This is a genomic window from Clostridioides sp. ES-W-0016-02, assembly GCF_020641035.1.
Taxonomy (GTDB): Bacteria; Bacillota; Clostridia; order Peptostreptococcales; family Peptostreptococcaceae; genus Clostridioides.
Genome location: NZ_CP061361.1, coordinates 3,073,308 through 3,092,311, shown reverse-complemented (window position 1 = coordinate 3,092,311; position 19,004 = coordinate 3,073,308). Strand labels below are relative to the sequence as shown.

General features: G+C 27.5%; 19 protein-coding genes and 1 other annotated feature. Of the genes, 16 read left to right on the top strand and 3 right to left on the bottom strand.

Annotated elements, in window-relative coordinates; translation table 11 throughout:
- Positions 1–19: 19 nt before the first annotated feature.
- On the bottom strand, positions 20–2,044 hold the full coding sequence (locus IC758_RS14630) for a sigma-54 interaction domain-containing protein (RefSeq protein WP_227860548.1): 2,025 nt from the start codon (positions 2,042–2,044) through the stop codon (positions 20–22).
- Positions 2,045–2,431: 387 nt separating this feature from the next.
- Between IC758_RS14630 and IC758_RS14625 the strand changes: the two genes are divergently transcribed.
- The 7 genes from IC758_RS14625 (at position 2,432) to IC758_RS14595 (ending at position 9,650) form a co-directional block, all read left to right on the top strand.
- Positions 2,432–3,100, top strand: a complete 669-nt coding sequence (locus IC758_RS14625) for a nucleoside recognition domain-containing protein (RefSeq protein ID WP_227432369.1) — start codon at positions 2,432–2,434, stop codon at positions 3,098–3,100.
- A gap of 1 nt (position 3,101) precedes the next feature.
- Positions 3,102–3,587, top strand: coding sequence for a YjiG family protein (locus IC758_RS14620; RefSeq protein ID WP_227482732.1), 486 nt, complete (start codon positions 3,102–3,104; stop codon positions 3,585–3,587).
- Positions 3,588–3,646: 59 nt separating this feature from the next.
- Positions 3,647–4,768, top strand: a complete 1,122-nt coding sequence (locus IC758_RS14615; protein WP_227835284.1) for a M20 peptidase aminoacylase family protein — start codon at positions 3,647–3,649, stop codon at positions 4,766–4,768.
- A gap of 283 nt (positions 4,769–5,051) precedes the next feature.
- On the top strand, positions 5,052–6,242 hold the full coding sequence (locus IC758_RS14610; RefSeq protein ID WP_227860547.1) for a MalY/PatB family protein: 1,191 nt from the start codon (positions 5,052–5,054) through the stop codon (positions 6,240–6,242).
- Positions 6,243–6,379: 137 nt separating this feature from the next.
- Positions 6,380–6,635: a binding site (T-box leader), on the top strand.
- A 58-nt stretch (positions 6,636–6,693) separates the two neighbouring features.
- Complete coding sequence (asnA, locus tag IC758_RS14605) at positions 6,694–7,695, top strand: aspartate--ammonia ligase (protein WP_227432373.1); 1,002 nt, start codon at positions 6,694–6,696, stop codon at positions 7,693–7,695.
- A 191-nt stretch (positions 7,696–7,886) separates the two neighbouring features.
- Entirely contained in the window at positions 7,887–8,276 is a 390-nt protein-coding gene (locus IC758_RS14600; RefSeq protein WP_227432374.1) for a YkvA family protein, read from the top strand.
- Between the two features lie 162 nt (positions 8,277–8,438).
- A complete protein-coding gene (locus IC758_RS14595) occupies positions 8,439–9,650 on the top strand; it encodes a dicarboxylate/amino acid:cation symporter (protein ID WP_227483798.1) in 1,212 nt (403 codons plus the stop codon).
- Positions 9,651–9,769: 119 nt separating this feature from the next.
- On the opposite strand, the gene IC758_RS14590 is transcribed toward IC758_RS14595, so the two are convergent.
- Positions 9,770–10,846: a pyridoxal phosphate-dependent aminotransferase gene (locus IC758_RS14590; RefSeq protein ID WP_227845583.1), complete on the bottom strand. Its 1,077-nt coding sequence runs from the start codon at positions 10,844–10,846 to the stop codon at positions 9,770–9,772.
- Between the two features lie 228 nt (positions 10,847–11,074).
- On the opposite strand from IC758_RS14590, the gene hpt reads away from it, so the two are divergent.
- The 5 genes from hpt (at position 11,075) to IC758_RS14565 (ending at position 14,585) form a co-directional block, all read left to right on the top strand.
- Positions 11,075–11,602, top strand: coding sequence for a hypoxanthine phosphoribosyltransferase (hpt, locus tag IC758_RS14585; RefSeq protein WP_227432377.1), 528 nt, complete (start codon positions 11,075–11,077; stop codon positions 11,600–11,602).
- 88 nt (positions 11,603–11,690) lie between these two features.
- A complete protein-coding gene (locus IC758_RS14580) occupies positions 11,691–12,623 on the top strand; it encodes a phosphatase PAP2 family protein (RefSeq protein WP_227432378.1) in 933 nt (310 codons plus the stop codon).
- A 70-nt stretch (positions 12,624–12,693) separates the two neighbouring features.
- Positions 12,694–13,920 carry an NAD(P)/FAD-dependent oxidoreductase gene (locus IC758_RS14575; protein ID WP_227835289.1) on the top strand — a complete coding sequence of 409 codons (1,227 nt, stop codon included), beginning with the start codon at positions 12,694–12,696 and terminating at the stop codon, positions 13,918–13,920.
- Between the two features lie 83 nt (positions 13,921–14,003).
- Positions 14,004–14,225, top strand: coding sequence for an alpha/beta-type small acid-soluble spore protein (locus IC758_RS14570; RefSeq protein ID WP_227432380.1), 222 nt, complete (start codon positions 14,004–14,006; stop codon positions 14,223–14,225).
- Between the two features lie 189 nt (positions 14,226–14,414).
- A complete protein-coding gene (locus IC758_RS14565) occupies positions 14,415–14,585 on the top strand; it encodes a hypothetical protein (protein ID WP_003416012.1) in 171 nt (56 codons plus the stop codon).
- A 97-nt stretch (positions 14,586–14,682) separates the two neighbouring features.
- On the opposite strand, the gene IC758_RS14560 is transcribed toward IC758_RS14565, so the two are convergent.
- Positions 14,683–15,144: a hypothetical protein gene (locus tag IC758_RS14560; RefSeq protein ID WP_227432381.1), complete on the bottom strand. Its 462-nt coding sequence runs from the start codon at positions 15,142–15,144 to the stop codon at positions 14,683–14,685.
- A 191-nt stretch (positions 15,145–15,335) separates the two neighbouring features.
- On the opposite strand from IC758_RS14560, the gene IC758_RS14555 reads away from it, so the two are divergent.
- The 4 genes from IC758_RS14555 (at position 15,336) to pduL (ending at position 18,861) form a co-directional block, all read left to right on the top strand.
- Positions 15,336–15,797 carry a hypothetical protein gene (locus tag IC758_RS14555; protein ID WP_227432382.1) on the top strand — a complete coding sequence of 154 codons (462 nt, stop codon included), beginning with the start codon at positions 15,336–15,338 and terminating at the stop codon, positions 15,795–15,797.
- Positions 15,798–15,839: 42 nt separating this feature from the next.
- Positions 15,840–17,603 carry a GAF domain-containing SpoIIE family protein phosphatase gene (locus tag IC758_RS14550; RefSeq protein ID WP_227432383.1) on the top strand — a complete coding sequence of 588 codons (1,764 nt, stop codon included), beginning with the start codon at positions 15,840–15,842 and terminating at the stop codon, positions 17,601–17,603.
- 7 nt (positions 17,604–17,610) lie between these two features.
- The gene (locus tag IC758_RS14545) at positions 17,611–18,219 is read left to right on the top strand and encodes a flavodoxin family protein (RefSeq protein ID WP_227432384.1); all 609 of its coding nucleotides are present in this window, start codon (positions 17,611–17,613) and stop codon (positions 18,217–18,219) included.
- Positions 18,220–18,291: 72 nt separating this feature from the next.
- Entirely contained in the window at positions 18,292–18,861 is a 570-nt protein-coding gene (gene pduL, locus IC758_RS14540; RefSeq protein ID WP_227432385.1) for a phosphate propanoyltransferase, read from the top strand.
- Positions 18,862–19,004: the final 143 nt, after the last annotated feature.

Sequence of the window (19,004 nt, the reverse complement as noted above, 5' to 3'; positions counted from 1 at the left end):
AATTTGAATTAATATAAAACTAAAATATATTATTTTCTATAATTTTTATACCTTTTTCGGTTATAGAGCTACCTTTTCTTCCTTTACCAGGAGTTAAATATTCATTAGATGTCAAATATTCTAGCATACTTCTTACTTCATATTCTGTGACATTATGCTCCATAAATTTCATGAGTTTTGCTCTTCCCATTGGCTTTATATATAACGATTTTAGGATAGAAACACATATATTTTTATCATATTGATTTAAATCATGAAATATAGAAGTATTTCCTAACATATGATGATTATTTAATTTTGAAGATATATTTTGTGGCAAGTCATTTATCGTAAGTTGATTAGAACCCATATAAGCCATATATTCAATACAATTTCTCAATTCTCTGATATTGCCCATCCAAGTATAAGAATTTAAAGCTTTTAATAGATTTTTATCGAGTTTAATATTTTTATATGGAAGTTCTTTTAAAAACGATTCTAAAAGAAATGGTATATCTTCTAATCTATTTCTAAGAGGAGGCAACTCTAATGTGAACATACTTATCCTGTAAAACAAATCCATTCTAAATTTATTTTCTAAAATTAATTTTTCTAGGTTTTTGTTTGTAGCAGCTAGTATTCTTACATCAATTGGAATAATATTTGTACCACCAATTTTTCTAATTTCCTTTTCTTGTAAAACTCTTAAGAGTTTTACTTGTAAATCATGTGGCATATCTCCTATCTCATCTAAAAATATGGTTCCAGTATGAGCTAATTCAAATAATCCTTTCTTTCCACCCTTTTTTGCTCCAGTAAAAGAACCATCTTCATATCCAAACAGTTCACTTTCAAGCAATTCACTTGGAAGTGAAGCACAATTTATTGCTACAAAAGGTTTATTTTTTCTAGGAGAATGGTTGTGTATTGATTGAGTAAAAGCTTCTTTACCAGTACCTGTTTCACCAGTTATTAGAATAGGGTTATCTGTAAGAGCCATTTTTTTTGCTTTTTTGATACAGTCTTTTATAACAGTGCTATTTCCAATTATATTATTGAACTTATACTTGGCTATATAACCTCTTTTAACAGAGTCACTTCTTATTTTTTGTTCTAGTATTTCTATCTTGCTTACATCTTTTAATGTAATTAAGCAACCTTCTATATTTTTATAAAGATAAAATGGTTTTTTTGATAGTATAAATTTTTTGTCTATTTCATCTATGTATATAATCATATTATCTATGTTTAGATTTTGAGTGATTTTATCCAAAAAACTCTTTGGTAAATATTCCATTAAAGAAGGTGATTTTATGAGCTTTTCATCTAATTCCAACATGCTTAGTAAAGATTTATTTACAAATGTAACCTTGTTGAATGTATTGAAAAATATTAACCCATCTCCAATTTCGTCAATAGTCATATAGAGTATAGTTTTTAATTTAGATATATTATCTAATGATGTATTTAAAAAATCATGACTAAGTATTTCCTTAGATAGCTTGTATAGTTTTTCTATAAACTTCTCGTTTTTTAGCTTTAATACTACTAGTAACGACATATATGTATCTAATGAAATTTTTCTCCAACCTAAGTCAACGATATTTTTTATGTATTTTGGTATAAATCTAGTCTGACCTGGTGTTATAGCTGTATCTAAATCATATATTTCTTCACAGTTTGGGTATGTTGGTACAAAATCGATATGATTTATTCCTATTTTATATAAATAAGTAGCCATTTCAAACGCTGAAGTTTTATTGGTAGTCATAAGTAATGATTTTGTACCTGGAGGTAGTTTCATCATTTTCTCATATCCAAGCTTTGAAAGTGCCTTTGTTCCATGGATAATTTCAATGTCTTCCTTGAAATGCTTTATTAAAAAATTACTAGTTAAAGGTGATAGAGAAAGAACTACATCACCCTCTAAATTCTCTCTTATACCATCAAGTATGTTTTGAGTTTCTATACTTATTTCATCTCCAAAAAAGCTTATTAACTCTTCTTTGTAGTGGTCAGCATTTAATTTATCATATGTTATAAGGATTAATTTTTTTCTGTCCATTTTATTTCTCCTAACTAAGGTAATATTTAGTTTGCTTTTTTAAGAGCAGAACAAGTTATATTATACAACAAATAACATGATAAATTTATATATTTAGCTAAATAATAGGATTTTATAGGTTTTTATCCTATAAAATCCTATTTATAAAATTAGTTTGAAAAATTATATAGAAAAATATTTATAATATAAAGATTTTTCTACTGCATGACAATAAAAGATGTATAAATATAAGTTTAAAAAGTTAGCAATTGCAAGCAATTTATATGATGTAAAAAATTAACAATAAAAAAACAAATGAAAAAATATTATTATTAAAGTATTGGCATGGGTTTTGCTTAATGAAAAGGTGTACTAATAAAATTTATTTAAGCAGGAGGGAGAATTTATATGAGCAAGCTAGAATCAACAACAGAAAAAATAGAAGTTAAATGGTATGGGTATGTAGCATTAATATTAGGAGCATTATTCTTTTCAGGAATATTTAAAGATGCACCTGGAGCATTAAAAGTACTAGATTTTAATAATGTATTAGGAAACTTTGGTTCACTGGGGACAGTTAATGATGGTGTAGGTACATTAGCTGCAAACTTCAGAGGGGATGGAGGGACTGGTCCTCGTGATGGATGGCTATATGCATTGACTTTAATACCATCAGTTATGTTTGCACTTGGAATAGTCAGAGTTATAGACCACTTAGATGGTATGAAAGCAGCGCAAAAACTTCTTAGTCCACTATTAAAACCATTACTAGGATTACCTGGATTTGCAGGATTAACTTTAATAGCTAGTTTACAATCTACAGACGCTGCTGCATCTATGACTAAGGAACTTAAAGATGATGGGTATATAGATGAAAAGCAAAAAGCTGTTTTCTGTGCATTTCAGTTTTCTGGAGCATCTGCAATCACAAATTTCTTTGCTTCAGGAGCAGCATTGTTTCCATTTATAGGCGATGTTCCAATATTTATACCACTTGCCTTGATCTTAATTATGAAATTTGTTGGAGCAAACTTACTTAGATTATACTTAAATAAATTCGAAAAGGAGGAAGCTTAATATGAGTGATATAGCAAAAAAAGAGGTGAAAGTTAAAAAAGGAAATGTGATAGATGCATTTATTGGTGGAGCTAGAAACGGGTTTCAAATAAGCACAAATTCAATGGCTCCAAATGTTATATTTGGTTTTGCTATAATTTCTATATTCAATTTAACTGGTCTTTTGGATATAATAGGAACAATTTTCACACCTGTAATGAGCATATTTGGACTTCCAGGTGTTGCAGCAACTGCAATAATGACAATATTTATATCAATGGGAGGAGCTTCTGGGGTAATAGCTGGCTTGTTTACAGCAGGTCAAATAAATCAAGCACATGTTGCAATACTTTTACCAATGTTATTACTTTCAGGAGCTCAGATACAGTTTATGGGTAGGTTGTTAGGAACAGCCGAATTAAAAACTAAATACTATCCACATATGTTTATAATAGCAACTTTAAATGGATGTATTGCAATGCTTATAATGAATTATTTTGTAGTATAGACAACATATGGAAAAGAGTAATATAAGGTAAAAATTAAAATTTATGGAGGTATTATATTATGGAAAATAATAAAAGTTATATTGACTATGTACATAAGGTGTATGATTATTTACATACAATTCCAGAAAAAGGATTTGAAGAATACAAGACATCTACATTTATTTTAGAAGAACTTAAAAAAATGGGATTTGAAAATATAGATGAAGGTGTTGCAGAAACTGGCATTATAGTAACAATAGACTCAAAAAAAGAAGGACCAGTATTTGCGATAAGAGCAGATATAGATGCATTAGAATTTATAATAGATGGAGAAAAGAAAATGATACATGCTTGTGGTCATGATGGTCACACTTCCATGCTTCTAACAGCTGCAAGTTTAATAAAAGAGAGGGACTTAGTAAAAAAAGGAAAACTTAAAATAATTTTTCAACCAGGTGAAGAAAAACTTTATGGAGCATTAAGAGTAATAGATTCTGGTTTATTAGATGATGTTGAAGAGATGGTAGGTATGCATTTAAGACCTGGGCAAGATTGTAGATTAGGAAAGGCCATACCTGCAATGTATCATTGTGCCAGTTGCATAATGGAATTTACTATTAAAGGTATTACTTGTCATGGTTCTAAGCCACACTTAGGTGTAAATGCAGTAGATGCTGTATGTTTAGCAGTAAATGCAATAAATGCAATAAGAGTAAATCCAGCTGTTCCAAATTCTATTAAAGTTACAAATATATCAGTTAAAGGTGAAACATATAATAATATACCAGATGAAGCTTTTATGGCTTTAGATATAAGAGCAGAGAGTAATGAAATAATAGAAGAATTAAAAGAAAAAGCTATTCATGCTATAAAAACCGCTGCAAGTTCTATAAACGCAGAGGCTATATTGCTTTCAAAAGATGGAGTTCCAGCAGCAGAGTTTGATGAAGGTCTTGTAAGTTTAGCTGAAGAGACTATTAAAGATGTACTTGGTGAAGATGCATCTATAGGTGTATTTAAAAACTCTGGTGGAGAAGATTTTCACTATTATACTCAAAAGCTAAAATGTAAGACTACATATATTGGACTAGGTGCTGATGCTACACCAGGATTCCACAATCCTAATGTGACGTTTGATACTAAGGCTTTAGAATATGGAGTTGATATCTGGTGCAGACTAGTTGAAAAGAGATTAGGATAAGATTTTAAATTAATTGATTTATATTTAAAATTTTTTAAACTTATGAAAAGAGGTTTTTTATGTTAGTTGTAATATTATTGACGTAAATAGTCTCTTTTTATTTTGTTGTAATGAAGTTATTTTTACAATATCTAAAAAATCTATTGTAGGAAAAATAGATATATTTTAAATCTATTAAACCAAAAAGTATTATTATTATAGTGTGTAGAGTGGTAAAATGTCATTAGATTACAAGTAGTGACAAATTTAATATTTATAGAATTTATATTTTTAGGAGGCTTAAATGAGTAAATATAATTTTGATAGAGTTGTAGACAGAGTAGGAACAGACTGTGTAAAGTGGGATTTCAGAACTAATTGTTCACCAAAAGCACAAAAAGATGGTTTACCTTTTTGGATTGCAGATATGGATTTTGAATGTGCAGAACCAATAATAGAAGCATTACATAAAAAAATCGACCACAAAATATTTGGATATAGTTCTAATAATAGTGACGAATACTTTGATGCAGTTTGTGGATGGTATAAAAGAAGATTTAACTGGGAAGTAAATAGAGAAGATATTGTTTTTAGCCCTGGAGTTGTACCTGCTGTAGCTATTTTAGTAAGAATATTAACAAACTCTGGAGAAGGAGTAATAATTCAAAAACCAGTATATTATCCATTTGAAGCAAAGATAAAAAGCAATAATAGGGAAGTTGTAAATAATTCTCTAATATATGAAAATGGAACTTATAGAATGGATTACACTGATTTAGAAGAAAAAGCTAAGTGTGGCAATAATAAAGTACTTATTCTTTGTAGCCCTCACAATCCTGTTGGTAGAGTATGGAGAGAAGAAGAATTAAAAAAAGTCGTAGAAATATGCAAAAAATATGACTTGTGGATAATAGCAGATGAAATACACTCTGACTTAATTCGAAAAGGATTTAAACATATTCCTTTACAATCATTATGCCCAGAATATAAAGAGAAAATAGTCACATGTATAGCTCCAAGTAAGACATTCAATTTAGCTGGAATGCAATTATCCAATATAATAGTGAATAATAAAGAGTTAAAGAAGAAGTATCAAGATGAAGTTACAGCTGTTGGAGTTGGTAATTCACCAAATCCTTTTGCTATTGTAGCTACTATTGCAGCATATAATGAAAGTGAAGACTGGCTTGATGAATTAAATGAATATCTAGATAATAATATAAAATTTATTGATGAATACTTAAAAGAATACTTACCAAAAGTTAAACTTGTTTATCCAGAAGGGACATATCTAGTTTGGCTAGACTTTACTGCTTATGGATTAAATGAAGTAGAACTTGAAGATTTAATGTTTAAAAAAGCCAATGTACTATTTGATGAAGGTTATATATTTGGAAAAGAAGGTATTGGGTTTGAAAGAATAAATGTAGCATGCCCACAATCTCTATTAAAAGAATGTATGGATAGATTAAAAACTACATTTGAAAACTTATAAAACATGGGGAAAAATGTATAAAGTATATAAAAAATAAAAAATAATAAACTTGACAAAATTTAACTAATCACTTATCATACTATTATGAATAAATAGAAAACACAAAAGTTAACTTTTATTAAAGTAAAAATAAAACTTTAAAGACGTTGAAAGGAAGAGTAGGTATAGAATGTAATTAAAGCGAGTTGGTGATGGTGTGAGACCAATATGAAGTCTATAGTGAAGAACATCCTGGAGTTGCTAACTGAAATTTTAAAAGAGTAGGCTTAGTCGGAACCAAACCGTTATCATATTGGGATGTATCGAGTAATATCTGTACATTATGAGCTGGGTTTGAATCTATTTCAAACTAATCAGGGTGGTACCGCGGAAAAGCAACCTTTCGTCCCTTTTTATAGGGATGAGAGGTTTTTTTAATGGAAAAATATATAGAATATAGGGAGTGAATAGTATGAGTACAATAATACCAAAAGATTATAAAAGCAGTCTAAATGTAATTGATACACAAGTAGCCATAAAAAAATTAAAAGATTTCTTTGAAATGAGATTGAGTAATGAGTTAAATTTAATAAGAGTTTCTTCACCACTATTTGTATTGCCTGAAACAGGTGCAAATGATAATTTAAATGGAGAAAAAGCAGTAAGCTTTGATATACCATTTATGGATAAAAATGCAGAAATTGTTCAATCACTTGCAAAATGGAAGAGATTAGCTCTTAAAAAATATGGTTTTGCAGTTGGAAGTGGTTTATATACAGATATGAATGCAATAAGAAAAAATGAAGAACTGGACAATATACATTCTTTATATGTAGACCAATGGGACTGGGAATTAGTTATAGAAAAAAGTAGCAGAAATGAAAAAACTTTAGAAGACGTTGTAAAAAGATTATATGGAGTATTTAAAGATACTGAAATATTTGTGTGTAGTATGTATGAAGGTATAAAAGAAATTTTACCAGAAGAAATAACATTTATAACATCACAGGAATTAGAAGATATGTATCCAGAGTTATCGCCAAAAGATAGAGAAGATAAAATTGTAAAAGATAAAAAAGCTGTATTTATAACACAAATAGGAAAGACATTAGTATCAGGAGAAAAACATGATGGAAGAAGCCCTGATTATGATGATTGGGAATTAAATGGAGATATACTATTTTATAACCCTGTTCTAGATTCTGCATTAGAATTATCATCAATGGGAATTAGAGTTGATGAAGAATCACTAGATAGACAGTTAAAGCTTGCTGGATGTGAAGATAGAAAAGAATTTGATTATCATAAAATGCTTTTAAATGGTGAGCTTCCATATACAATTGGTGGAGGAATTGGTCAATCAAGAATCTGTATGTATTTCTTGCAAAAGGCACATATAGGGGAAGTACAAGTTGGAGTATGGCCACAAGATATGATTGAAAATTTTAGAAACGCAGGAATTGAATTGTTATAATTAAAAACAAATTAATATTATTGTAAAAATTATAAACAATTTAAAATACTTAAGTTATTATATAACTGTCCATATGTAATCAATACAATTTAAGTATAAACTAATTAATAAAATTTATATCTAAAATATTCATCAAATTAATTATATCGGTTATAATGTAGAGTAACCTATGATTATAAGAGGTGATAAATATGGAACTTTTAAAAAGAGTTATTGATATAATTTTAGATACTTTAAAAAAAATTTTAGTAAGATTTAAAAATGCTAAGTTTGGATTACTTTTTATATTTGATTTACTTAAACTACCAGATTTTATGACAGATAAAAGAATAAATATAATTGATAAGGTCAAAGTAGTTTCTGTATTAGTTTTTACTGTATCCTACTTTGTATCTGGTATTGATATAATACCTGAAATGCTCGCTGGAGCATTTGGATTTATAGATGATGCTATAGTATTAATTTGGAGTATAGGTATTGTGAATGAAGAAATTAATAAATACAGAATCATTGCAAAACAGGATAAACATTCAAATATAATTGAAAATGTAGAATTTTCTATAAAAGATGAAGAAGAATAACACTTTATAAGTGTTATTCTTTTTATTATTAACAAAAAATGGTTAAAATGTTGACGGAGAGATAAAACTCTATTATCATAAGAAGTGGGGGGATTCAATGATTGACAAAGTATTCAATGTACAAGAATACTTAATCTAAAAAAATTTATGGAGGGAAAAATTATGAGTAAGAAAAAGATAGGTTTAGTGCCTAAACTAATCATCGGTATCATAGTCGGTATTTTAATCGGAAGTTATGCACCAGAAATAATAGTTCAAATATTAGTAACAGTTAGTACTTTATTCTCAGCATTCTTAAAGTTTGTCATACCATTTATAATTATAGGATTTGTAACAGCAGGGATAGCTGATTTAGCAACAGGAGCAGGAAAGTTATTAGGAATAACTACAGGAATAGCATATGGTTCTACTTTAATTGCAGGAGTATTGTCATTTGCAGTATCTATGTTAATATTTCCAAATTTTATTGATGCAAGTGTAGCAAGTCAAATTGGAGACCCAGAAGCAGGAATGTTAGCACCAATATTTACAATTCCACTAGAGCCTATGGTAGATGTAACAGCAGCAATAGTGTTTGCATTTGTAATGGGACTTGGAATATCAGCTTTAAGAAATCATGGAAAAGGAGAAGTTCTATTTAATTTCTTCCAAGAATTCCAAGAAATAGTAACGAAAACGTTGTCAACAGTAATTATACCCTTATTACCATTATATATAGCAGGAACTTTTGCAAATATAACTATAGCAGGACAAGTATGGACAATATTAGGAGTATTCTGGAAAGTTTATTTAGTTGTAATACCATTACACTTTGTATACATGGCATGTCAATTCACAGCAGCAGGAGCATTCTCAGGAAAGAATCCAATCAAAATGTTAAAAAATCAAATACCTGGATATTTAACAGCTATAGGTACTCAATCTTCAGCAGCAACTATACCAGTTAACGTTGGTTGTGCAGAAAACAATGGTGTAAGTAAACAAATAAGAGAATTCGTTGTACCTCTTTGTGCAACAATACATCTATCAGGTAGTATGATATCTATAACTGGATTTACAACAGCAGTTTTAATGATGAATGGTATGCCTCATGGAATCAATGTATTATTCCCTTACATTGCAATGTTGGGGATAGCAATGGTTGCAGCACCAGGAGCACCAGGAGGAGCTATAATGAGTGCACTTCCTTTCTTACCAATGGTTGGAATACCATCAGATGGTGGTCTTGCGAGCTTAATGATAGCTTTATACTTAACTCAAGATAGTTTTGGTACAGCATGTAATGTATCAGGAGATAATGCAATAGCAGTAGTTGTCGATAAAATAAATGATGGAATGAGTAAAAAAGGAAATAAAGAAAAGCAAAGCGCTTAATTTCTTAATAAATAAAAATGAGTTATCTCAAAAAGAGATAGCTCATTTTTTTATAATTATAAGTCTTTCGTAATTATATATTTTTGTATTCTTTATGCTAATCTGTATCTAGTATTTTTCTATCTAAAAACTGTTTTAAGAGATGATATTAATAATTTATTTTCATCAGGCTTTAATATACATACTCTAAAAAAGTATTCATCTAAACCTTCAAATGAATAACAATCTCTTATTATTATCTTTTGAGGAATTAGTTTCTCACGAAGAGCTTTAGCAGTAAATTCCTTTGTTTTAATTTTACATAATATAAAATTACCTTGAGTATCATATACATCTAGGCTGTCTATGCTTTTAAGCTCCCCAAGTAAGTAATTTCTTTCAGTATTCATTAAGGAAATAGTACTAGAGATAAAGTTTGAATCTCTAAACATTATTTCTCCCATCTTAGAGGCTATTATGTTGATATTCCATAAATCTAAGTTGTTATTTATTTTATTCTTAACAGCATTATCAGATATAAGTCCATATCCAAGTCTTATGCCTGGTGTTGAAAAAAATTTTGATGTTCCTCTTATAACAAATAAATTAGAATAATCATCGACTAATTGAGTAGAAGAGTATATATTTGTATCAGTAAACTCTACATAAGTTTCATCAATCATTAAAAATTTATTTGTGTTTTTTAATATTTCTTTTATTTCTATTTTGTTAAATGCAAATCCAGTTGGATTGTTAGGATTGCAGATTACAACTAAATCATAGTCTTTAGAATTAATAGTCTTTATAAGATTTTCTAATTTTATATGAAAATTATCTTCTTCATTAGCAAAATATTTATCTATAGAACAATTAATTTTAGATAGTTCTTTTTCATACTCTGAATAAGCAGGAGAAAGTAAAAGAGCTTGTTTAGGGTTAATTGTATGTATAAAAGATGAAATTAATTCTGTAGCTCCACTACCAAGTACTATATTATCTATAGAACACTTACAGTAGTTAGATATAGAAGTTTTTAAGTCTATGTAATCAGGGTCAGGATACATAGATACTATATCTATATTGTTTACAATGTATTGTTTGGCTAAAACTGATGTACCAAAAGGGTTTATATTAGAACTAAAATCCATAAATTCTTCTTTTGAAAAGCCATACTTACTAGATAAACTATATAAATTAGCTCCATGATTTGTGCTCATAAAAGTACCTCCAAAAATAAAATTATATAATTAATAAAAATAACTGATTAATATATTTACATATAGATTATAATACAAAGGAATATTTATTCCAAATTTTTAAGAGAAAAAGCAAAAAAGTATGGATAAGCTGTTAATTTAGGTTTAAAAATGATGAAAAAGATTTTAATTGATATTTCAGTATGCTATAATATATAGGTTAATAGATGGAAAGCGGGAGGATTCAAGATGTACAAAGTTACAGGAAAAATGTTGACAGAAGAACAGATAAAAGCAAAAGTTTATGAATTAGGTAAAAAAATAGAAGAAGATTTTAAAGGTGAAGATTTACTAGTAGTAGGTATACTTAAAGGAGCTAGTGTATTTGTTTCAGATTTAATAAGATGTATAGATTTAGATGTAAATATAGATTTTATGAGTGTTACAAGTTATGGAAATTCAACAGAATCTTCTGGTACAGTTAAAATATTAAAAGATTTAGATGTAGATATTGAAGGAAAGAATGTGTTAATTGTAGAGGATATAATAGATTCTGGTTTAACATTAAGTAATCTAGTTGCAGCTTTAAAAACTAGAAATCCAAAATCTCTAAAATTATGCACTCTACTTGATAAGCCTCAAAGAAGAAAAGCTAATATACCTGTAGACTATGTTGGATTTGTTATAGAAGATAAATTCATTGTTGGTTATGGAATAGATTATGCTGAAAAATACAGAAATTTACCTTATATAGGTATAGTTGAGGATGTAGAATAGACTTAAATGTGAATTAAAAGCACTAATCTCTGTAGGAGTTAGTGCTTTTTAATTAAGTATATAAAATTTTAGTAAAGGAGACATCGGTATGGATATTCAATTGAGTATATTATTATTTTTCCAGAGTTTAAGAAATCCAATTTTAAATTTTATATTTCTTGTATTTACAGTAAGTACAGAAGCACCATTATTGATATTAATTACAGCAGTTATATATTGGTGTATAAATAAAAAATGTGGACAAAAAATGTTGTTCGCGATAGTTGGAAATTTTATTGTGAACCTAGGTATTAAAGAATTTGTAAAAGCTCCTAGACCAATAGGTATAAAAGGTCTTGAATCACTGAGAGTTTCTACCGCTGGAGGATACTCTTTTCCAAGTGCACATACTCAAACTGCAACTACATTTTGGGTTAGTATTATGACTATATTTAAAAGAAACTATATACGTTTGTTGGGTGCAGTGATGGTTTTAGGAGTAGGATTATCTCGACTATATTTGGCTGTTCATTGGCCTATAGATGTAATTGCTGGTTGGATACTTGGCATATTTTTTACCATTGTATTTGTAAAAGTATTTGACTATATCGATGATAATAAAAAATATATTTTTCTTGTAGCATTACTCATCCCATTTATATTAATAGCAATATTTCTAAAAAGCCCTGAATATTTTGAAAAATTTGGTATTCTAGTAGGATTTATATTTGGGTATATAGTTGAAGATAAGTTTGTTAAATTTACTACAGAAAATAATAATAAAAAGATTAATTTTAGTAATAAAAATAAAAAGAGCAAAAACATAGTATTTTCGAGAATATGTAGGTTTTTGATTGGAATAGTCACAATAGGAATTTTATATGTTGCTATTAAAGTGTTGATTTCAATATTAATAACGACTTTAAATATAAGTGACTCTAGTATGAGTATAATTTTCATGAATTTTATTAAGTATACATTGGTTGTTTTTTATGGAATAGCAGGAGCTCCTGCATTATTTAAAATTTTGAAATTAAATTAATTTAATTTGTACTATTGTATAGAGACTAATTTAATTTTAAGAAAATTTAAGGGTAGAAAAGAGTGATTATTTGAAGAAAATAGTAGTAATAGGCGGTGGACCAGCAGGGATGATAGCAGCCTCAACTGCATCTAAAAGAGGGTTTGATGTAACTTTAATTGAAAAAAATCATAAGTTAGGCAAGAAGCTTGCAATAACAGGAAAAGGTAGATGCAATATAACTAATGATTGTGATATAGAAGAATTAATAGAAAATGTTCCTACAAATGGTAAATTCTTATATAGTGCTTTTTACACTTTTACAAATGATGATGTAATAAGTATGTTTAATAATCTTGGAGTAAAAACTAAAACAGAAAGAGGAAAAAGAGTTTTTCCAGAAAGCGATAAAGCGTTTGATGTTGTAAAAGCTCTTGAAAAACAAGTAAGAAGCAAAAAAGTAAATATATTATTAAACTCTAAGGTAGAAAAAATAATATCTAAAAATAATAAAATTGAAAAAGTAGTTCTAAACAATAAAAAAGAAATCAAGTGTGATTCTGTCATAATAGCAACGGGTGGATTAAGTTATCCACTTACTGGTTCTACTGGTGATGGATATAAATTTGCTATTTCGCAGGGTCATACTATTGTAGATACAAAACCATCTTTGATTGGTATGGAAGTTCAAGAAGGTTTTGTAAAAGATTTAGAAAAATTATCATTAAGAAATGTTGAGATAAGAGTGTTTAATAGTAAAAAAAAGAAAGTGTATAATGATTTTGGAGAACTTGAATTTACTAAATTTGGTTTAGATGGACCTATAATAAAGTCTGCAAGCTGTAGGATGAAAGATACAACTAAAGAAAATTATACTATACTGTTGGATTTAAAACCTGCATTAGATGAAGAAAAATTAGATAAAAGAGTTCAAAAAGATTTTCAAAAACATACAAATAAAAAATTTGAAAAAGCATTGGATGACTTGCTTCCTAAAAAACTTATACCTATAATAATAAATTTAAGTGAGATTTCTCCAGATACAGTTGTTCATCAAGTTTCTAGAGAAGAAAGAAAAAATTTAGTTCATTTACTAAAAAATTTGAAATTTACAGTAAAAAGATATAGACCTATTGACGAAGCCATAATAACTTCTGGTGGAGTAAAAGTGAATGAGATAAACTCAAGTACAATGGAATCAAAATTGATAGAAGGTTTATTTTTTGCTGGTGAAGTAATAGATATAGATGCATACACAGGAGGATTTAATTTGCAAATAGCTTTTTCGACTGGATATTTGGCAGGTTTTAATTGCTAAAAATTACCTGAATTAAAAATGTTTAAAATCACATAATATTATCAGCAACACAAAATAAATTAAACAGAAGGAAGGTAATCAACATGGCAAGTAACAATAACAACAACAAAACAGTAGTACCAGGAGCAAAAGAAGCTTTAAACCAAATGAAATTAGAAATAGCTAATGAACTTGGTATGAGTAATTATCAACAAGTTGATAAAGGAAACCTTACTGCAAGAGAAAATGGTTATGTAGGTGGATACATGACTAAAAAATTAGTTGAAATGGCTGAACAACAAATGGCTGGAAAAAACAACAGATAGTTAATAAATAATTATTTATAACTATTAGGCTATTGTTATAGCTAGAGCTATCTCAAATATAGAAAGTAATTTCTAAATTGAGATAGCTTTTTTTTATTAAGTTTTATATGTCGATATTTTTATGTAATAAATTTTAGAAATCTGGATAAAATAGTACAAATGAATATATTACATAAGGAGTGATGTAAAATGAGTAGTGTAAACTTTGAAGATTTAAAAAATAAATTTATTAATAGTGATTTAGATGAAAAAATAAGAATATATACGACAACAGAAGGATTATCAGTAGAACAGTTTAAAGAACTATTAAAATATTATCCAATACAACACTTATCTAAATTAGAAAAAGCTCTTGGATAATATCATATAGAAATAAAAATTAAAAAGGCAATTTGTTTAATATAAAAAAATAGATTTTATATTAAATAAATTGCCTTTTTATAATAAATTTATTTTATTATGCTTTTGATATATAATTATATATTCTCTCATTTCCAAGTTCAATAGACCCAGTATTGATAAGTGTAATAATACCTTCTATATCCTTAGGAGTCAGGTACTTGTATGGAATTGATAGATTATAACCAGTATCATGTAATAAATTTTTCAATTGAATTATTTGAGTGATATTAAAACTTTTTATAGACTTAGTAGATTTTTTTCTTGAATTAGACAAATTTTCATTTTGTATTTTTATTAAAGTTTCAATATAGTCTATATAAGATAACTTAAATTCATATTCACTTATTATTTTTTCATCAAGTATACTATTTATAAAATCTTGAGATAATATATTATCTGCAAATTTATCTGCTGTTAATTTTCCAGATATAATACCTTTTTGGTATTTTCTAAGAATTTTTTTTGTATAGCAGTATATTTTATTTCTTGTTTCTAAATCGAGTTGTTCTATTTGCACAAAAACACTTCCTTTTAATTGTAAGAATATTTATTTTGAAAAGTTTATACTTAGTCTATAAAGTTTTAATAATTTATTTACAATAAATACTAAATTATAAAATATTTGTTATTTTTTATTATTACCAAGTATAAAAAATATTATAATTGTAAAACTTACAAATATATGTAAAATATTTAGGAGTGATGAAAATGTTAAATGGGATAATAAAACTTTTTTATTCTGAAATTGTAAAAACAAAGATTAATAACTTAGATTCAAGTGGATATTCATTAAGGGATGAATGTAAAGAAATCAGAAATATAACTTTAAAGATAGACAGTGTGTTTTTTAAACTTTTAAAGTTAGTTTTTGGTTCAATACTGCTTATTGTAGCATTTAATCTAAATTGGATATTAGGTATAGGAGTATTTTTAGTTGGAGTGGTATACATTCTTTATAAGAGAAATATGGAAGAACAAGTGAAGGAACATATAAACAATGTAAAAAATAATATCGACATCTCTAAGATAACTTTTATGGATGAAAAGGGAAGAACAGGTCTAAATGCATTGATTACATTACTTCTTATAGGAATATTGACAGGATTTAACTTGATATTAGTTCTTAGTTTTGTCGTTGTTTTTGTTTTTACTATAAAGAATGTATGTTAAAATACTAATAAATAGTTTAATATATAGGGGGAGAAATTGAGTATGACTAATGGCAATTATAAAATGAAGAATTTAGTGGAAATATCTGCTATGGTGACTGAATCTACAGATTTTTTTAATATAAAAGATAAAATAATAGAAAAAATGTTAGAGGTTGTTCACCCTACAAAGGCATGTGTAAATCTATTTTATAAAAATGATTCTAAATATGCCTATTTAGTATGTTCACAAACTTTAGAATATGTACCTCAAATTTTTCCAATCAATAGTCTTAAAGGTGCAAAAATTGATTTTGACACATATCCAGAATATATCCATGAAGCTGTAAATGAGAAAAAGATAATATATGTAAAAAATGTATTTGAAGATTCTAGAGCAGAAGGGGAACGAGATTTAGCAAAATCTGAAGGTTACATTGGTAGAATAGTTTTTCCTTTTATCATAAATAATGAAGTAGTTGGATTTATGACTTGCTTTTTGACAGAAGAAGATTTTCTAACAGAACAAGATATAGACTTTATATCTTCTGTTGCATCTCTCTTAAGTTTATCAATAGAAATAACTAATAAAAATAATAATGTACAAATTTTGGTTGATAAATTAAGAGGTTCAATAAGTGCTATAAATGAAGCTACTAAAAAATTATATCTCAATAAAAGTATAGATGGATTTTTAGAAAACTTAAGTAAACAGGCGTGTAATATCACTAATAGTAAAGAAGCTTTGATAATTATAACAGGTCATGATAATAAAGATAAGATATTTAGCTGTTATAATACAGAGCATAAGAAGAAAACAAATTTATATCCTATGTTAGACAAGTTTGTAAATAAAGAATCCTTAGGAGGATATTTAAATAATTTAAAACCATGTTCACAAAAAGGGATAAACTTGGAAAGTTATATATATTACAAACTCCAAGATAAAAATGAGACTATAGGATGCATTGTTTGTGCAAACAGCAAAAACTACACTAGTGATGATTTAAATATTCTTAGTATATTATCTAAACAGGTTTTGGTTGGTATGCAGTTATATGAGCACAATGAAAAAGAAGTAAAGCACAAGGTTCTTGAGAATGAGTTAAATGTATTAAATAAACAGCAACAACTTATTATGGACAAAGGTAAAATGGATTGTAATGATGAAAAAGAACTTTATTTTTATCATAAACCAGCAAGAGTAGTAGGTGGAGATTTTTACTATGCTACAAAGGTAGATTCTGAACACATAGTTTATATTGTTGCTGATGTAATGGGTCATGGAATGGTTTCAAATTATGTTGTTGCAATGATAAAAGGTGCTTTTAAAGTGTTATGTAATCAGTATAAGACACCACAAGAAATAATGACAAATTTAAATAGTATGTTATATGATGAATTTGACAAGATGGGAGTATTTACAACTTGTTTGATTGGACTTATAGATATTAAAGAAAATATGATTACAGTATCTAATGCAGGACACTATAGCCCTGTAGTTGTAAAAAAAGATGGAACAATAGAAACTAACTTAAATTGTAAAAAGGGAATACCTATTGGGGTAATGGAAGATGCAACATATGAAAACAATACTCTTTCAATGGAAGATTATGCAATGGTATGTATGTATACTGATGGAATTTTAGAAATAAAAAATAAATCAAAAGAAGAATATGGTATAGATAGATTAGAAAACTTTTTAAAAGAAAATTTTAGATTAAATCACCAGTTGATAGTAGAAAATTTAAAATTAGATTTAAGAAACTTTTCATCAAAAGATAATTATGATGATGATATTTTAATTGTTATGTTAAAGGATAGGTAGATTGATTATGGATTTAAATAATAAAATAGAACTTGAAAGTCCAGAAATTATAATAATAAATGGAAGTCCGAGAAATAATAGAAACTGTAGTTTTATAGCAAATGAAATAAAACTTAAATTAGAAGAGAGTGGACTTAGTAGTAAAATATTCAATATATATGATATGTATATTGAATATTGTACAGCATGTGGGTTTTGTAATAAGACAGGGTATTGCAAATTTAATGATGATATGAAACCTTTATATAAAATGTTTGATAAATCAAAAGGAACTATAGTAATAAGTCCTGTACATTTTGATTCAATATCAGCTAAAGTAAAAACTGTTGTTGATAGAACTCAAGCTATCTATGCGAGTAAGTATATATTAAATAAGCCTTCAATTGATAGGAATAAAAAGCGTATAGGTATGTACATTGCAGTAGGAGGTAGTAAACCTTATGATTCACAATTTAAAGGTGGGCAAATAGTTATGGACTTTTTCTTTAAGAGTATAAATACTAAACTTTTACACAATATATATTTAAACAATACAGATAATATACCTTACACAGATAATCAAGAGTTTAAAGACACTCTGTCGAAGAGTCTAAAAGTTTATATTGATTCAATATAATTTGATTTTGTAAGTAATATTATGTATAATTGTATTGCAATAATTTAAAAATAATTAAAGGAGGGAATTTCAATGAAATTACCAATAGCATTATCTAATAAACATGTTCATTTGAGTCAAGCTGATATAGACGTATTATTTGGAGCAGGTCATGAATTAACTAAATTTAAACCATTATCTCAACCGGGACAATTTGCCTGTGAAGAAAAAGTTGATTTAGTCGGTCCAAAGGGGACTCTAAAAGGAGTTAGAGTTTTAGGACCAGCTAGACCTCAAACTCAAGTTGAGATTTCTTTAGCAGATGGATTCCCATTAGGAGTAAAAGCTCCAATAAAAGAATCTGGTGATATAGCTGGAACTCCTGGTGTTAAATTAGTAGGACCAGCTGGAGAAGTTGAAATGAAAGAAGGAGTTATAGTTGCTTCTAGACATATACATATGAGCAATGAAGATGCTGCTAAATTTGGTGTAACTGATAAACAAATAGTAAAAGTTAAAACATCTGGACCAAGAGCATTAGTATTTGAAAATGTATTAGTAAGAGCTAGTGATAGCTTTAATTTAGAAATGCATGTTGACATGGAAGAAGGAAATGCAGCAGGTGTTAAAAATGGAGATTTAGTAGAATTAATAGTTGATTAGTTTTATGTATGAAATTTATGCTAGTGAATATTTTATTTACTAGCATATTTTTTAATGTAATAAATTTCTATATTATAAATTTAATCTATCAGATTAATTTATAATATAAAGGGGTATTATGAAAATTATAATAAAAACTTACA

Bases quoted from the DNA above. Each gene is read 5' to 3' on its own strand.
- IC758_RS14630 (WP_227860548.1), bottom strand. From the start codon at position 2,044: ATGGACAGAAAAAAATTAATCCTTATAACATATGATAAATTAAATGCT.
- IC758_RS14590 (WP_227845583.1), bottom strand. From the start codon at position 10,846: ATGAGCACAAATCATGGAGCTAATTTATATAGTTTATCTAGTAAGTAT.
- IC758_RS14545 (WP_227432384.1), top strand. From the start codon at position 17,611: ATGGATTTAAATAATAAAATAGAACTTGAAAGTCCAGAAATTATAATA.
- IC758_RS14570 (WP_227432380.1), top strand. From the start codon at position 14,004: ATGGCAAGTAACAATAACAACAACAAAACAGTAGTACCAGGAGCAAAA.
- IC758_RS14595 (WP_227483798.1), top strand. From the start codon at position 8,439: ATGAGTAAGAAAAAGATAGGTTTAGTGCCTAAACTAATCATCGGTATC.
- IC758_RS14550 (WP_227432383.1), top strand. From the start codon at position 15,840: ATGACTAATGGCAATTATAAAATGAAGAATTTAGTGGAAATATCTGCT.
- IC758_RS14565 (WP_003416012.1), top strand. From the start codon at position 14,415: ATGAGTAGTGTAAACTTTGAAGATTTAAAAAATAAATTTATTAATAGT.
- asnA (WP_227432373.1), top strand. From the start codon at position 6,694: ATGAGTACAATAATACCAAAAGATTATAAAAGCAGTCTAAATGTAATT.
- IC758_RS14625 (WP_227432369.1), top strand. From the start codon at position 2,432: ATGAGCAAGCTAGAATCAACAACAGAAAAAATAGAAGTTAAATGGTAT.
- IC758_RS14610 (WP_227860547.1), top strand. From the start codon at position 5,052: ATGAGTAAATATAATTTTGATAGAGTTGTAGACAGAGTAGGAACAGAC.
- IC758_RS14615 (WP_227835284.1), top strand. From the start codon at position 3,647: ATGGAAAATAATAAAAGTTATATTGACTATGTACATAAGGTGTATGAT.
- pduL (WP_227432385.1), top strand. From the start codon at position 18,292: ATGAAATTACCAATAGCATTATCTAATAAACATGTTCATTTGAGTCAA.
- hpt (WP_227432377.1), top strand. From the start codon at position 11,075: ATGTACAAAGTTACAGGAAAAATGTTGACAGAAGAACAGATAAAAGCA.
- IC758_RS14620 (WP_227482732.1), top strand. From the start codon at position 3,102: ATGAGTGATATAGCAAAAAAAGAGGTGAAAGTTAAAAAAGGAAATGTG.
- IC758_RS14580 (WP_227432378.1), top strand. From the start codon at position 11,691: ATGGATATTCAATTGAGTATATTATTATTTTTCCAGAGTTTAAGAAAT.
- IC758_RS14555 (WP_227432382.1), top strand. From the start codon at position 15,336: ATGTTAAATGGGATAATAAAACTTTTTTATTCTGAAATTGTAAAAACA.
- IC758_RS14600 (WP_227432374.1), top strand. From the start codon at position 7,887: ATGGAACTTTTAAAAAGAGTTATTGATATAATTTTAGATACTTTAAAA.